Annotated in this window: 6 protein-coding genes; 3 read left to right on the forward strand and 3 right to left on the reverse strand. The window is 71.1% G+C overall.

Translation table 11 applies throughout. The features are described from left to right. Positions 1-32: 32 nt before the first annotated feature. Entirely contained in the window at positions 33-1,793 is a 1,761-nt protein-coding gene (locus tag OG584_RS06850; protein ID WP_405776074.1) for a non-ribosomal peptide synthetase, read from the reverse strand. Continuing rightward, positions 1,790-2,773 (reverse strand): TauD/TfdA family dioxygenase, encoded by a 984-nt coding sequence (locus OG584_RS06855; protein ID WP_405776076.1) that lies wholly within the window; start codon positions 2,771-2,773, stop codon positions 1,790-1,792. The genes OG584_RS06850 and OG584_RS06855 overlap by 4 nt, the downstream gene beginning before the upstream one ends. 206 nt (positions 2,774-2,979) lie before the next feature. Between OG584_RS06855 and OG584_RS06860 the strand changes: the two genes are divergently transcribed. The 3 genes from OG584_RS06860 to OG584_RS06870 are packed head-to-tail and all read left to right on the forward strand — an operon-like array spanning position 2,980 to position 15,381. Then, complete coding sequence (locus OG584_RS06860) at positions 2,980-13,095, forward strand: amino acid adenylation domain-containing protein (protein ID WP_405776078.1); 10,116 nt, start codon at positions 2,980-2,982, stop codon at positions 13,093-13,095. Between the two features lie 51 nt (positions 13,096-13,146). Continuing rightward, on the forward strand, positions 13,147-14,367 hold the full coding sequence (locus tag OG584_RS06865; RefSeq protein ID WP_405776080.1) for a cytochrome P450: 1,221 nt from the start codon (positions 13,147-13,149) through the stop codon (positions 14,365-14,367). 21 nt (positions 14,368-14,388) lie between these two features. Next, on the forward strand, positions 14,389-15,381 hold the full coding sequence (locus OG584_RS06870; protein WP_405776082.1) for a TauD/TfdA family dioxygenase: 993 nt from the start codon (positions 14,389-14,391) through the stop codon (positions 15,379-15,381). A gap of 66 nt (positions 15,382-15,447) precedes the next feature. On the opposite strand, the gene OG584_RS06875 is transcribed toward OG584_RS06870, so the two are convergent. Continuing rightward, entirely contained in the window at positions 15,448-16,071 is a 624-nt protein-coding gene (locus OG584_RS06875; protein WP_405776084.1) for a TetR/AcrR family transcriptional regulator C-terminal domain-containing protein, read from the reverse strand. Positions 16,072-16,102 lie beyond the last annotated feature (31 nt).

Raw genomic sequence — 16,102 nt, forward strand, 5'->3', positions numbered from 1 at the left:
GCGGTGAAGCCGGGTGCGGTGGGGTGCGGTGATCAGCTGTCGGCCCGCGCGGTGCGCAGCGATTCGAGGTGCGCGACCAGGTCGGTGAGGACCGGGTACCGGTAGATGTCCCTGATCGACAGGGGCAGGCCCAGGGTGTCCTTGAGGTTCTTGAGCACCCGAAGGGCCGCCAGGGACTGCCCGCCGAGGGCGAAGAAGTCGTCGTGCGGCCCGATCAGCTCCCGCCGGAGGACGGTCTGCCACAGGGCGGCCGTGTACGTCCCGATGTCCTCGCCCGCGGCCGGCGCGGCCTCCTGCGGCTCGGGCAGGGCCGCCGTGTCGATCTTGCCGTTGACGGTCAGCGGCATGCGCGTCAGCGCGACGAACGAGGTGGGCACCAGGTAGTCGGGCAGCACCTCGGCCGCGTACCGCCGCAGTCCCCCGACGCAGAGCGGGACGGGGCCCGCCGCAGTGACGTAGGCGACCAGACGGGCGTCGGCCGCTCCCTCGCCGCGCGGGACGACGTGCGCGGTCGCCACGTCGTCGGCCCGCTCCAGAACCCGCTCCACCTCGCTCAGCTCGACCCGGTGACCCCGGATCTTCGCCTGGCGGTCGCGGCGCCCGAGGAACTCGAGCGCGCCGTCCGCCCGGCGGCGTGCCCGGTCCCCGGTGGCGTACATCCGGGTGCCCGGCGGGCCGTAGGGGTCCGCGAGGAAGTGCTGTGCGGTCAGTGTCCGGCGGTGCAGATAGCCGTTGGCCAGCCGGGGGCCTGCGAGGAACATCTCCCCGGCCGACCCGTCGGGCACCGGGCGCAGTGCGCCGTCCAGGACGTACAGCCCGACGCCTGGCAGCTCGTGGCCGATCGTGGGGGCGTCGCCGGTGATCCACGCCGCGGTGGCGTCGACGGTGCATTCGGTGGGGCCGTAGAGGTTGACCGCTTCCAGGACGCCTCGTTCGGTGGCGCCGGCCAGCTCCCGCCAGGTGTGCTCGGGCACCGGCTCGCCGCCCATCAGCAGCCGCAGCCGACGGCCGTCGGGGCGCGGCGTGAGCAGCACGTCACGCAGCAACTCCCAGTGCGAGGGCGTCAGATCGAGGTCGTCAACCCGGTGGCGTTCCAGCACGGCGGACAGGCGCCCGGGGTCCAGACGGTCCGCCTCGTCGAGCACGACCAGGGTGTCGCCCCTGCACACCCGGATCCACTGCTGGACCGAGGCGTCGAAGGCGACCCCCGCGTTCCAGGCGACCACGCGCGGCTGCGCCGCGTACACCCCGGCCTGTTCCAGGGACTCGGCCAGAGAGGCGACGCCGCCGCGGGTGACCTCGACGCCCTTGGGGGCGCCGGTCGAGCCGGAGGTGAAGACGACGTAGGCCGGGTCGCGGGGATCGGGGGTCACGGGGGTGTCCTGCGGCGCGGGCCCTTCGAGCGTGCCCGGCGTCAGCACGGGGACGTCGAGGGGTGCGAGGGCCGCGTCGTCCTCGGCGATCAGCAGCCGCAGCCCGGCCCGGCCGGCGACCTCCGCCAGCCTGCGGCGCGGGTGGCGGGGGTCCAGCGGCACATAGGCCGCCCCGGCCCGCCACACGGCCAGCATCGCCACCACCAGGCCGCCGCCGCGGGGCAGGCACACCCCGACCCGCGCGCCGCGGCCCACACCGCGGGCGCGCAGAACGGCCGCCAGGCGACGGGTCTGCTCGTCGAGCAGTGCGAAGTCCCAGGTGCCGTCGGAGCCGTGCACCGCGATCCGGTGCGGAGTGCTCCGCACCGCCAGGCGCAGCCGCTCCAGCACATCGGACGTCTCACGGAGCGCCCCGCTCATGCGCGGACCCCCTCGCGCTCGCGCTCGACGGCCTCGGCCATGGCGACGACTATCCGGCGCTCACCGGTGTACGGCTCGCGGGCGTGCGACGTCAGCATGTTGTCGATGACGAGGATGTCGCCCCGGCGCCAGGAGAACCTGACGCTCTCCGCCTCATACGCGGCGCGCAGGCGGGCGACGACGTCGGGGGCGACCGGGGAGCCGTCTGCGTGGCGTGTGTCGTACGGGAGCTGGTCGGCGGGGAACGCGGAAAGCAGGGCCTCCTGGACGTCGGGCGGGAGCGTCGTCGGGTGGAAGAACACCAGGTGGTTGAACCACAGTTCCTCGCCCGTCGCCGGGTGTCGGGTCGTGACCGGACGCAGCTGGCGGGTGCGCAGCAATCCGTCGTCCAGCCACTCGCACTGGATGTCGTGCCGCGCGCAGATCTCCTCGGCCTCCTCGCGGGACTCGCAGCCGAACGCCGTCTGCCAGGACAGACCCATGCCCTCGTGGAAGTGGCGCACGAGCTGGTAGCCGTCGGCGAAGAGCGCGGCGGTCTCCGGGTCGATCCGGCGCGTGACCGCGCGCAGGTCGGCGAGGGGAGTGGCGCCCCCGGTGGCCGGTTCACTCACGCAGTGGAAGGCGATGCACTGCGGCCAGACGTGCCCGTACGACTGCTCGTTGTGCAGGAAGATCTCTTCGTCGGCGGGGTGGTCGGTCGAGGTGTAGACGTTGTTGGCGACCGCGTGGCGGGGCGAGGAACGCAACTCGTAGGCCAGGGGTTCGCCGATCGCGGTGCGCATGAACTCCTCGAACACGGCGACCGAGGGGATTTCCCAGCCGCGCAGCAGCAGCGCGCCGTGCCGCTGGAGGCCGGCGCGCAGTTCCCGCCTCGCCCCGGACGCCCAGGCGATGAGGTCGGCACCGGGCTGCGGAGGGGGGACCAGCAACGGCAGGGACCGCTCCTCGGCCGGACCGGGTCTGGTCGGAGCAGAGGTCATGGAGAGCGCCTTCCGTACGGGGCCGGGTTGCTTCCCCCGCAGGCTCCCGGTCGCCGATCTCCTTTCGATCCGCGTCCGATGGCCGGCCGGGGCGGGTCCGGGGGCGGTTCGTTGATGCGCTGGAGATCGAACGGAGAAAGGCGCCGGAGACTGTGGCCGTTCCCGCGCTCGCGCCAGTCGCCGCGTCATAAGGAGCCACCGTCCCCATGATCCCCCTGTCACCCGTACAGCGACGCCTGTGGTTCGCCGACCGCTTCGAGGGCCCCAACGGCAGCTACAACAGCCCGATCGCGCTGCGCTTGCGCGGGCCGCTGGACCAGAGGGCGCTGCGGGCCGCCCTGGTGGACCTCCTGGGGCGCCACGAGGCGCTTCGCACCGTGTTCCCGGACGTCGACGGCGAGCCGTACCAGCACGTCCTGGAACTCGACGAGGTGGCCTTCGAGCTGCCCGCCGATGAGTGCGACGAGGCGGGTCCGGCCGGCGCTCTGTCCGGCGCGGCGGGGGCCCCGTTCGACCTGGCCACGGAACTGCCTTTGCGGGCAAGGCTGTTCAACACCGGCCCCGATGAGTCGGTGCTGCTGCTGGTGCTGCACCACATCGCCACCGACGGCTGGTCGATGGCTCCGTTCTTCCGTGACCTCGCCCACGCCTACTCTGCGCGCCTTGCGGGGGAAGCGCCGCGCTGGGAGCCCCTCCCCGTCCAGTACGCCGACTACACCCTGTGGCAGCGGGAGCTGCTGGGCGACGAGGACGACCCGGACAGCGTGGTGTCGCGCCAGCTCGGCTACTGGCGTGATGTCCTGGCCGAGCTGCCCGGAGAGCTGTCCCTGCCCACCGACCGCCCCCGCCCCGAAGTGGCCTCCCACCAGGGCGGCACGGTCAGTTCCGAGGTGGACGCACGGACCTGCGGGGCGCTGCTGATCCTGGCGCGGGACCACGGCGTCACCCCGTTCATGGTGCTCCAGGCGGCGGTCGCCGCCACTCTGTCGCGGCTGGGCGCCGGAACCGACATCCCGCTCGGGACATCGCTGGCCGGGCGCACCGACGAGGCGCTGGAGGACCTGGTCGGCTGCTTCCTCAACACGCTGGTGCTGCGTACCGATGTGTCGGGCAACCCGACCTTCAGCGAACTGCTCTCACGCGTACGGGAAGTGGACCTGGGCGCCTTCGAGAACCAGGACGTGCCCTTCGAGCGGCTGGTCGAGATGGTCAACCCGGAGCGGGGAGGCGCCCGCCACCCGCTCTTCCAGGTCCATCTGCAGCTTCAGAACGCCGGCGAGGGGCGCCCGGAACTTCGTGGCGTGGAGGTTGAGTTCGAGGAGGCCGGCTGGGAGCGTTCGGTCTTCGACCTGGGGCTCACGTTCTCGGGGGGCGCGGAGGGTCAGGGCCTGCGCGCCACCCTCGAATACGCCACCGATCTCTTCGACCCCACCACCGCACAACAACTCCTCGACCGCATCCTCCACGTACTCACCACCACCACCCAAAACCCCACCACCCGCATCGCCACCATCGACCTCCTCACCCCCCACGAACACCACCAACTCACCCACTGGAACCACACCACCACCCCCCTCACACCCACCCCCCTCCACACCCTCTTCGAACAACAAGCCGCACGCACCCCCCACGCCACCGCCATCACCCACCAGAACACAACCCTCACCTACCACCAACTCAACACTCGAGCCAACCAACTCGCCCACCACCTCCTCACCCAAGGCGCCGGACCCGAACAACTCATCGCCCACACCCTCCCCCGCACCCCCGACCTCATCATCACCCAACTCGCCATCCTCAAAACAGGAGCCGCCTACCTCCCCATCGACCCCCAATACCCCACCCCACGCATCACCTACATGCTCAACGACGCCCAACCCCTCCTCACCCTCACCACCGAAACACTCACCCAGAACCACACCCACCACCCCCACACAAACCCCCACACCCACACCCACACCCACACCCACCCCACCAACCCCGCCTACGTCATCTACACCTCCGGCTCCACCGGCCACCCCAAAGGCGTCGTCGTCACACACGAGGGCATAGCGGGCCTGGTCGGCGCGCAGGCGGAACGGTTCGGGATCGGGCCCGGCAGCCGGGTGCTCCAGTTCGCGTCGCCCAGCTTCGACGCCTCGGTCTCCGAGTGGGCCACGGCCCTGCTGACCGGCGCGACCTTGGTGATGGCCGCCGCCGACGAACTGATGCCGGGGCAGCCGCTGACGGATCTGGTGGCCGGGCAGGGCGTAACCCACCTCACGCTGCCTCCTGCGGCCCTGGCGCAGCAGCCTGCCGGCAGCCTGCCCCCGGGGGTGACCCTGGTACTGGCCGGCGAAGCTGCGCCCGGCGAGCTGGTCGGCCGGTGGGCGCCCGGACGGCGGCTGATCAACGCCTACGGGCCCACCGAGATGACGGTGTGCGCCACGATGAGCGGGCCGCTGGACGGTTCGGCCACGCCACCGATCGGGCGGCCGATATGGAACGCCGGGGCCCATGTCCTCGACGAACACCTGCGGCCGGTGCCGGTGGGCGTCGTCGGCGAGCTGTACGTGACCGGTCCCGGCATGGCCCGGGGGTATCTGGGCAGACCGGGCCTGACCGCGCAGCGCTTCGTGGCGAGCCCCTTCGAGCCCGGTCAGCGCATGTACCGAACCGGAGACCTGGCCCGCCGGCGCCCCGACGGCCAACTCGACTTCGCCGGGCGCGCCGACGACCAGGTCAAGCTCCGCGGCTTCCGCATCGAACTCGGCGAAGTCGAAGCAGCCCTCCTCACCCACCCCACCGTACGAACAGCCACCGCCACCATCCGCGAAGACACCCCCGGCGACCCCCGACTCACCGCCTACACCACCACCACCGACACCACCACCACACCCACCCACATCCGAAACACCCTCACCCAACACCTCCCCACCCACCTCATCCCCACCACCATCATCATCCTCGACACCCTCCCCCTCACACCCAACGGAAAAATCAACCGCAAAGCCCTCCCCGCCCCCCAACACACCCACACCACCAACCCCAACCAACGACCCCGCAACCCCCGAGAAGAAATCCTCACCACCCTCTTCGCCGAAGTCCTCAACCGCCCCACCATCAACACCCACGACAACTTCTTCGAACAAGGCGGACACTCCCTCCTCGCCACCCGCCTCACCAGCCGCATCCGCACCACACTCGGCACCGAGGTGAGCATTCGCGACCTCTTCGAAGGGCCGACGCCGGCGCGGCTCGCCGAGAACCTGGCGGGGAACACCGATCTGCGCCCGGCCCTGAAGGCCGTGCCGCGCCCCGAACGCACACCACTGTCGTTCGCGCAGCAACGACTCTGGTTCATCGACCGGTTCGAGGGACCGAGCGGCACGTACAACACTCCGATGGCCCTGCGGCTGCACGGGCGGGCCGACGCGTCGGCGCTGAGCTCCGCGCTCAACGACGTGGTCGGCCGCCACGAGGCACTGCGCACGGTCTTCGGGGAGGCCGACGGGGAGGCGTTCCAGCTGGTTCTGCCCCATCGGGCGGCGGTGGTCGAGCTGGCCGTCACACCCTGCGAGCCGGCCCACCTGGCGGACGCCCTGGACGCCGAGGCGCATCGCCCCTTCGATCTGACGACGGAACTTCCCCTGCGGGCGAGTCTGCTGACGACCGGTCCGGAGGAGTCGGTACTGCTGCTCGTGCTGCACCACATCGCCACCGACGGCTGGTCCTGGGCCCCGCTCTTCCGCGACCTCACCCACGCCTACCAGGCACGCATCACCGGACAAGCCCCCGACTGGAAACCCCTCCCCGTCCAGTACACCGACTACACCCTCTGGCAACGACAACTACTCGGCACCGAGGACAACCCCGACAGCCTCCTCTCACACCAACTCGCCTACTGGCAGAAAACCCTGGCCGACCTCCCCGAAGAACTCACCCTCCCCACCGACCGCCCCCGCCCCGAAACCACCACCCACCAGGGCGGTCTCGTCTGGACCGAGATCGACCCGGGGGTGCACGGCGCGCTGGTGGAACTGGCCCGCGAGTGCGGCGTGACCCTCTTCATGGTGCTCCAGGCGGCGGCCTGCGTGCTGCTGACGCGGCTCGGCGCGGGCACCGACATCCCCGTGGGGACACCCGTGGCCGGGCGCACCGACGAGGCACTGGACCCGCTGGTGGGCTTCTTCGTGAACACCCTCGTGCTGCGCACGGACCTGTCGGGCAACCCCGTCTTCCGTGACGTACTGGCGCGCGTCCGCGAAGTGGACCTGAGCGCCTTCGAGAACCAGGACGTGCCCTTCGAGCGACTGGTCGAGGCGCTCAACCCGGCCCGGCACGCGGCCCGGCACCCGCTCTTCCAGGTCCTCGTACAGCTGGAGGACCTGGGTGAGGCGCACCTGGAACTGCCGGGCGTCGAGGCCGTACCCGAGCAGTCCGGCCGGGGCGCAGCCAAGTTCGACCTGGGCGTGTTCTTCGCCGAGGCGCGCGACGGCGCGGGGGCTGCGCGGGGCCTGACCGCCTCGCTGCAGTACGCCACCGAGCTGTTCGACCCGGAGACGGCGCAGTGGCTCCTCGACTGCCTGGTGCGGGTGCTGGAGTCGGTGGCGGCCGATCCCGGCGTCCGGATCGGCGCCGTCGACCTGCTGACCACGCACGAGCAGGAGCAGCTCACCCGGTGGAACGACACCTCGCAGGAGCGCGCGACGACCACGCTGCCGGCTCTGTTCGAGGCCCAGGCAGCCCGTACACCGACCGCGCCGGCCGTGGTGTTCGAGGGACTGACGGTGTCTTACGCGGAGCTGGACGCGCAGGCCGACCGGCTGGCGCGGCTCCTCCGGGAGAGGGGGGTGGGCCCGGAATCGGTGGTGGCCGTCTGCCTGGAGCGGAGCGTCGATCTGGTGGCGGCCCTGCTCGCGGTGGTCAAGGCCGGCGGGGCGTACCTGCCGGTCGACCCGGAGTACCCGGCCGAACGGATCGCGCTGACCCTCGCCGACGCCGCCGCGGCCGTCGTGGTGACGACGACGGCCCTCGGTCCGGCGCTGCCCCAGGACCGGCCGCGGATCGCGCTGGACGACCCGGAGACCGTCGCCTCCCTCGCCGGACAGCCCGCCGGGGCACCGGACACGGCAGGGGAGCTGCTGCCCGGCCACCCGGCGTACGTCATCTTCACCTCGGGCTCGACAGGCCGTCCCAAGGGCGTCGTCGTACCGCACGAGGGAATCGTCAACCGGCTGGCCTGGATGCAGTCCCGCTACGGGCTGACGGCCGGTGACCGGGTGCTGCAGAAGACCCCGTTCGGCTTCGACGTGTCGGTCTGGGAGTTCTTCTGGCCGCTGCTTCAGGGTGCGACGATGGTGGTGGCACGGCCCGGCGGGCACCGCTCCCCGGACTACCTGGCCGCGCTGATGCGCGAGCAGGCGGTGACCACGGCGCACTTCGTACCGTCCATGCTGGACGCCTTCCTGGCCGAGCCGACGGCCGGTCACTGCGTGAGCCTGCGGCGCGTGGTGTGCTCCGGTGAGGTGCTGCCGCCGCCGACGCAGAGGCGCTTCTTCGAGCTGCTGCCGGGCACCGAGCTGCACAACCTGTACGGCCCCACCGAGGCGTCGGTGGACGTCACCGCCTGGCAGTGCACCGAGGACCGGACGGCGGGGCCGGTACCCATCGGCGCGCCGGTCCCCAACACGCGGGCACACGTCCTGGACGACACGCTGCGTCCCGTGCCGGTCGGCGTGCGGGGCGAACTGTATCTGGCGGGTGTGCAGTTGGCGCGCGGGTACGCCGGGCGGGCCGGACTGACGGCCGAGCGGTTCGTCCCCGATCCGTCCGGGCGGCCCGGCTCCCGCCTCTACCGCACCGGGGACGTCGCACGGTGGCGCGCGGACGGCAACCTGGAGTACCTGGGCCGGGCGGACGACCAGGTGAAGATCCGTGGCCAGCGGGTCGAACCGGGCGAGGTCCAGGCCGTGGTGGCCGCCCATCCGCAGGTGGCGCGGGCGGCCGTGGTCGCCTGCCGGGGCCCCCGGGGGGACACCCGGCTGGTCGCCTATGTGGTACCCGCCGAGGGCGCCGGTCAGGACGGACTGCCCGGAGCCGTAAGAGAGTTCACTGTGCGTCGGCTCCCCGCTCACCTCGTGCCTTCGGCGGTGGTCGTGCTGCCTGCACTGCCGCTGTCCGTGAACGGGAAGCTCGACCGCAAGGCCCTGCCCGCCCCCGAGTCCGGCGCCGCGCCGGGCGGCCGGACTGCGCGCACCCCACGCGAGCAGATTCTCTGCGCCCTCTTCGCCGAAGTCCTCGGTCTCGACACCGTCGGTATCGACGACGGCTTCTTCGAGCTGGGCGGGCACTCGCTGCTCGCCACCCGCCTCATCAGCCGGATCCGCACCACGCTCGGTGTGGAGGTCACCGTCCGAGACCTGTTCGAGCACCCCAGCGCCGGCGCACTCGACAGCGTCCTCGATACACACAGGCGCCCGCGGCCGGCGCTCGCCGCGATCCCTCGCAACGGCGAGCCGCCGCTGTCGTTCGCGCAGCAGCGGCTCTGGTTCATCAACGGGTTCGAGGAACTCGGCGGCGGTTACAACAGTCCGGTCGCGCTGCGCCTGCGCGGGCCGCTGGATGCGGCGTCGTTGGAGGCCGCGGTCAACGACGTGGCCACCCGGCATGAGGTGCTGCGCACCTCATATCCCGAAGTCGGCGACGCACCCGTCCAACGGGTCGCCGAGGACGCCGCCGTGCGCATCCCGCTGCGGCTGAGCGCGTGCACCGAGGAGGTGCTGCGCAAGAGGCTGGAGGAGGCGGCCGGCCGGGGCTTCGACCTCGCGACCGGACTTCCGCTCCGCGCCGAGCTCCTGGAACTCGGGGACGGCGATCACGTGCTGCTGCTCGTGCTGCACCACATCGCCACCGACGGCTGGTCCTGGGCCCCGCTCTTCCGCGACCTCACCCACGCCTACCAGGCACGCATCACCGGACAAGCCCCCGACTGGAAACCCCTCCCCGTCCAGTACACCGACTACACCCTCTGGCAACGACAACTACTCGGCACCGAGGACAACCCCGACAGCCTCCTCTCACACCAACTCACCTACTGGCAGAAAACCCTGGCCGACCTCCCCGAAGAACTCCCCCTCCCCACCGACCGCCCCCGCCCCGAAACCACCACCCACCAGGGCGGCACGGTCGCTTCCGAGATCGCCCCGGCAACACACCGGGCGCTGCGCGCCCTCGCCCGGGATCACGGTGTGACGCCCTTCATGGTGCTCCAGGCGGCGGTCGCCGTGACACTGTCGCGGCTGGGCGCCGGAACCGACATCCCGATCGGCACGCCGGTTGCCGGGCGCACCGACGAGGCGCTGGAGGACCTGGTCGGCTGCTTCCTGAACACGCTGGTGCTGCGTACCGACGTGTCGGGCAACCCGACCTTCACCGAACTGCTGTCACGCGTACGGGAAGTGGACCTGGCCGCATACGAGAACCAGGACGTGCCCTTCGAGCGGCTGGTCGAACTCGTCAACCCCACACGGTCGTTCGCCCGCAATCCGCTCTTCCAGGTGCTGGTTCAGCTGGACAGTGGTGCCGGGGCAGCGCTGGAACTGCCCGGCATCGAGGCCGCACCCGAGCCGTTCGGGTGGGAGTCCGTCAAATTCGATCTGGCGCTGTTCTTCACCGAGGGCGCGGAGGGTGAGGGCCTGCGCGCCACCCTCGAATACGCCACCGATCTCTTCGACCCCACCACCGCACAACAACTCCTCGACCGCATCCTCCACGTACTCACCACCACCACCCAAAACCCCACCATCCGCATCGCCACCATCGACGTCCTCACCCCCCACGAACACCACCAACTCACCCACTGGAACCACACCGCCACCCCCCTCACACCCACCCCCCTCCACACCCTCTTCGAACAACAAGCCGCACACACCCCCCACGCCACCGCCATCACCCACCAGAACACAACCCTCACCTACCACCAACTCAACACCCGAGCCAACCAACTCGCCCACCACCTCCTCACCCAAGGCGCCGGACCCGAACAACTCATCGCCCACACCCTCCCCCGCACCCCCGACCTCATCATCACCCAACTCGCCATCCTCAAAACAGGAGCCGCCTACCTCCCCATCGACCCCCAATACCCCACCCCACGCATCACCTACATGCTCAACGACGCCCAACCCCTCCTCACCCTCACCACCGAAACACTCACCCAGAACCACACCCACCACCCCCACACAAACCCCCACACCCACACCCACCCCACCAACCCCGCCTACGTCATCTACACCTCCGGCTCCACCGGCCACCCCAAAGGCGTCGTCGTCACACACGAGGCGTTGGTGAACTATCTGACCTGGGCCGTAGAGGCGTATCCGGGCGTGGAGGAACGCACGCTGATGCACTCCTCACCGGCGTTCGACCTCTCCGTGACGGGGATGTACGCGCCCCTGCTCAGTGGCGGGACTGTCTGTCTGGGCGACCTGGAGGCGGGGGCCGCGGGCGGGAACCCGGTGTCGTTCGTGAAGGCGACCCCGAGTCACCTTCCGCTGCTGTCGCCCCCGGAGGGAGTGGCGCCGTCCCGCACGCTCTCGCTGGGCGGGGAGTTGCTGCTGACCGGCGCCCTGGAGACCTGGCGTCGGGCGAACCCCGGGGTGACGGTGATCAATGAGTACGGACCGACCGAGACCACGGTCGGCTGCATGGAGTTCCGCGTCGAGCCCGGCCAGGTACTGACCGGGGACTCGGTCGCGCTGGGGCGGCCGATCCGGAACACCCGTATCCATGTCCTCGACGAACACCTGCGGCCGGTGCCCGTAGGGGTGATCGGTGAGATGTACGTGTCGGGCGTCTCCCTCGCACGGGGATATCTGGGCCGTCCGGGTGCGACGGCCGGCCGCTTCGTGGCGAGCCCCTTCGACACCGGTCAGCGCATGTACCGAACCGGAGACCTGGCCCGCCGGCGCTCGGACGGCCGCCTGGAGTCGATGGGGCGCATCGACGACCAGGTCAAACTCCGCGGCTTCCGCATCGAACTCGGCGAAGTCGAAGCAGCCCTCCTCACCCACCCCACCGTACGAACAGCCACCGCCACCATCCGCGAAGACACCCCCGGCGACCCCCGACTCACCGCCTACACCACCACCACCGACACCACCACCACACCCACCCACATCCGAAACACCCTCACCCAACACCTCCCCACCCACCTCATCCCCACCACCATCATCATCCTCGACACCCTCCCCCTCACACCCAACGGAAAAATCAACCGCAAAGCCCTCCCCGCCCCCCAACACACCCACACCACCAACCCCAACCAACGACCCCGCAACCCCCGAGAAGAAATCCTCACCACCCTCTTCGCCGAAGTCCTCAACCGCCCCACCATCAACACCCACGACAACTTCTTCGAACAAGGCGGACACTCCCTCCTCGCCACCCGCCTCACCAGCCGCATCCGCACCACACTCGGCACCGAGGTCACCGTCCGGGACCTGTTCGCCCGGCCGACAGTGGCCGAACTGGCCGCCGGACTGGACAGCGGAGGCACCGACGACTCACTCGGCGTGCTGCTGCCGTTGCGGACGCGCGGTACAGGTACACCGCTGTTCTGCGTCCACCCGGCGGCGGGCATCAGCTGGGGATACGCGGGCCTGCTGCGGCACCTGCCCGCCGACTGCCCGGTCTACGGTCTCCAGGCCCGCGGTCTGACCCAGCCCGGCGAACCGCGCGCGACAGTGGCCGAGATGGCCGCCGACTACGTGGCCGAGATGCGGGCCGTCCACCCCAGGGGCCCGTACCGCCTGCTCGGCTGGTCCTTCGGCGGCGTGGTCGCGCACGCCATCGCCGTACAGCTCCAAGCCGAGGGCGAAGAGGTGGAGTTGCTCGCCCTGCTCGACAGCTATCCCGGCAGCACGGGTCCGACGGGCCCCGAGCTGACCGCCGACGGCCCGCGGACGCTGGCGGTGCTCCTCGGCTCCCTCGGATACGCGGCCGGCGAGGAGCCCCTGGACCAGGCCCGCTTCCTGGACGTCCTGCACGCCGAGGGCAGCCCGCTGTCGGGGATCGGCGCGGAGCGGGTACAGGCGTTGAGCGCCGTGTTCGCCGACAACGACCGGCTGGCGCGGCTCGGCGCCGAGGGCGTGTACCGGGGCGAGTTGCTCCACTTCACCGCCGTGCGCGGCCGGCCCGACGGTACACCGGTGCCCGGTGACTGGCAGCCGTACGTGTCAGGGCCGGTGCGGCGCTACGACCTCGACTGCACGCACGGCGAAGTGACCCGGCCGGAGCCGATCTCACGGATCGGCGCCGTGCTCACCGAGCACTTCCGCTGACCCCGTCACATGTTCCTTGTGACAGACCCCCGAGAACAGCGAGGACCACTCTTGCCCGGCAACAACGCCCTGAGTCTGCTGGACGGATTCCGCCCCGAGTGGGCGGCCGACCCCTACGCCCTGTACCGCCGCATCCGCAGTGAGCGCGGGCCCGTCCACTGGGACGACATGATGCGCAGCTGGGTGGTCCTGGACCACGCAACGATCACCCGGCTCGGCAAGGACCGCCGGCTGTCCGGGGCTCGCATACGAGACTTCCACCAGCGGCTGCCGCCAGCTGCGCAGGCCGAGATGGAGCCGCTGGCCCGCCCTCTCTCGGACATGATGCTGTTCAACGAGCCGCCGCGGCACACCCGGTTGCGCGGTCTGATCAAGCCGGGTCTCACTCCGAGGTTCATCCAGTCCATGCGCCCGGCGGTGCAGCGGCTGGCCGATGAGCTCCTCGACCGGGCGTTCCAGGAGGGCGGCGGCATACTCGATGTCGTCAAGGACTACGCGGAGCCACTGACCCGCGCCCTGATCACGGACCTCTCGGGCGTGCCGGCGGACGCGGCCCACCTGCTGGAGGGCTGGCAGAGCCTGCTGCACGAGCTGTTCAGCCAGTCCGACCGGGAGTTCGGGCGCCTGGACTCCCTGCGCGAGGCCTTCGACCGCGTCGCCGCACAGCGCAGGGCCCGCACCGCCGTCGACCGGTTCAGTGAGGTGATCGCCGCCCAAGTCGCGACGGGCGCCTTCACCGACGACGAGGTGTTCGCCAATTTCCTGCTGCTCATCGACGCCGGACAGGCCACCACCACGCACCTGATAGCCAACGCGGTCCTCGCACTGATCGAGCACCCCGGGCAGGCGGAGCGGCTGCGCGAGGAGCCCGCGCTGTCGGCCAACGGCGCGCACGAGTTCCTGCGGTACGACAGCTCGGTCCAGTTCACCACCCGGATCGCGCTGGAGGACATCGAAACCGACGGACACCGGATCGACCGGGGCCAGTCGGTCACCCTGGTGCTCGGGGCCGGCAACCGGGACCCGCTCCGCTACACGGACCCGGACACCCTCGACGTGACGCGCAAGGCGAACGATCACCTCTCCTTCGGGCACGGCATCCACTACTGCCTCGGCGCCGCGCTGTCGCTCGCCGAGGTGGACATCGCTGTCTCCACCCTGCTCCGCCGCACCGCCGAACTGCGGCTGACGGCCCCCCGGCTCCAGCGGTTGGACAGCATCAACTTCCGCTTCCTCAAGAGCCTGCCGATCGAGCTTCACCCGAGCGGCTGAGCCGCTCCGAAAGGATCCCCGATGACCACCGCCCGACTGCCCCAGAACGCCCCGGCCCGGTACGGCGAGGCGGTGCTGGACGCGCCCGCCCGCTCCCAGCTCGAAGCGCTCGCGCACACCCTGCTGGCCGCGGCCGGCGGCCGGATCGACACGCCGCAGTGGGTCGGCGCCGTACGGCACGCGTGGGCCGGGGCGCCGGCGGGGCTGCGCCGCGCGCTCACCGAGTTCAGACGTGACTCCGGCGTCGCGGGCTCCGTGGTGCTGCGCGGGCTGCCGATCGATCCGGACGCGGTGCCGGACACCCCGACCGTGCCGGGCTCGGTCCAGCGCGCCGCCACCCTGCCCGCGGCCGTCCTGATGCTCGCCGCGCACGGGCTCGGCGACCCCGTCTCCTATCGCCCGGAGAAGTCGGGCGCGCTCGTGCAGGACGTGGTGCCGGTGCCCGGCCTGGAGGATTTCCAGGGCAACGCCGGTTCGACCCGGCTGACCTTCCACGTGGAGAACGCCTTCCACGAACACCGCCCCGACCACGTCCTGCTGCTGTGCCTGCGGGCGGATCACGAACAACAGGCCGAGCTGCGCCTGTGCTCCTCCCGGCAGGTGCTGCCCCGCCTGAGCGAGTCGTCCCTGGCCGTGCTGCGTGCTCCCCGCTTCGAGACCTCGGCGCCCCCGTCGTTCGCGATGGGCGGGGACCGGCAGCCGCACGCGGTGCTCGTGCACGGCGCCGAGGACCCGGTACTGAGGATCGACGAGGCCGCCACGAGGCCGCTGGACGCGCGGGCGGCTGCGGCCCTGGCCGAACTGTCGGCCCTCTTCCAGGAGTCGTACCGCGCGGTGCGGCTCGCGCCGGGCGACCTGGCCGTCGTCGACAACCGGGTGACGGTCCACGGGCGGTCCGCGTTCGTACCGCGCTACGACGGCCGCGACCGCTGGCTGCAACGCACCTTCGTCGCCGCCGACCTGCGCCGCTCACGCGGCCACCGGCCGGGTGACGGTCAGGTCCTGGCCCACTGACGGCCCGGACCGTCCGCAGTTCCAACCGCCCACCGCTCACAAGAGACACCCCGGGAGGGCGCGCTGTCAGTTGGGAATGCGGGACAGAACCGCCTCCAAGCCGAAGACGAAGCGCTCGTCGTAGTTCTGCCGGAGATGGGGCAGGACGCGCTCCAGCGCCGGGTGTGCGCAGCGTTCGACGGCTTGGGCGAGCTTCGCGTCGTCCTCCTCGCCCTCGGCCTGCTCCTCCTGGGTCAGGCCGAGGGTGAAGTAGTTGACCGTCCAAGCCGTCCACGCCGCCTGCCGCTCATCGGCGCCGGCTTCCAGGAACGCTTCGATAAGGCGGTCGGCGAAGCGCAGCGTGTTGGGTTCGGCCGGATAGGTACCGGTGACCAGGGCGGCGCCGTCGCGACGGGCGAGCAACGCGTGCCGGTAACGGCCGGCCAGCTCACGGGCGCGTGCTGGAGGGGCGTCGGGCAGGTCGTCGTAGCGGATGCCGGCGAGGACGGCGTCGGCCATCAGTTCCAGCATCCGGGCCTTGGTCTTCACGTGCCACAGCACGGTGTTCATCCGCACGCCGAGCCGGTCGGCGACCGCCCGGGTGGAAAGCGCGTTCAGGCCTCGGTCGTCCAGCACCCGGAGGGCGGCATCGATCACGGCGCCGCGGGTGAGCTGGCCTGCGGCGTCTTCTCCGGTTTGCTTCTTGGTCACTGACCTAGTTTACTCCATCCCAAGCGTTGGT

It is taken from the genome of Streptomyces sp. NBC_00859 (genome assembly GCF_045161865.1).
Taxonomy (GTDB): domain Bacteria; phylum Actinomycetota; class Actinomycetes; order Streptomycetales; family Streptomycetaceae; genus Streptomyces.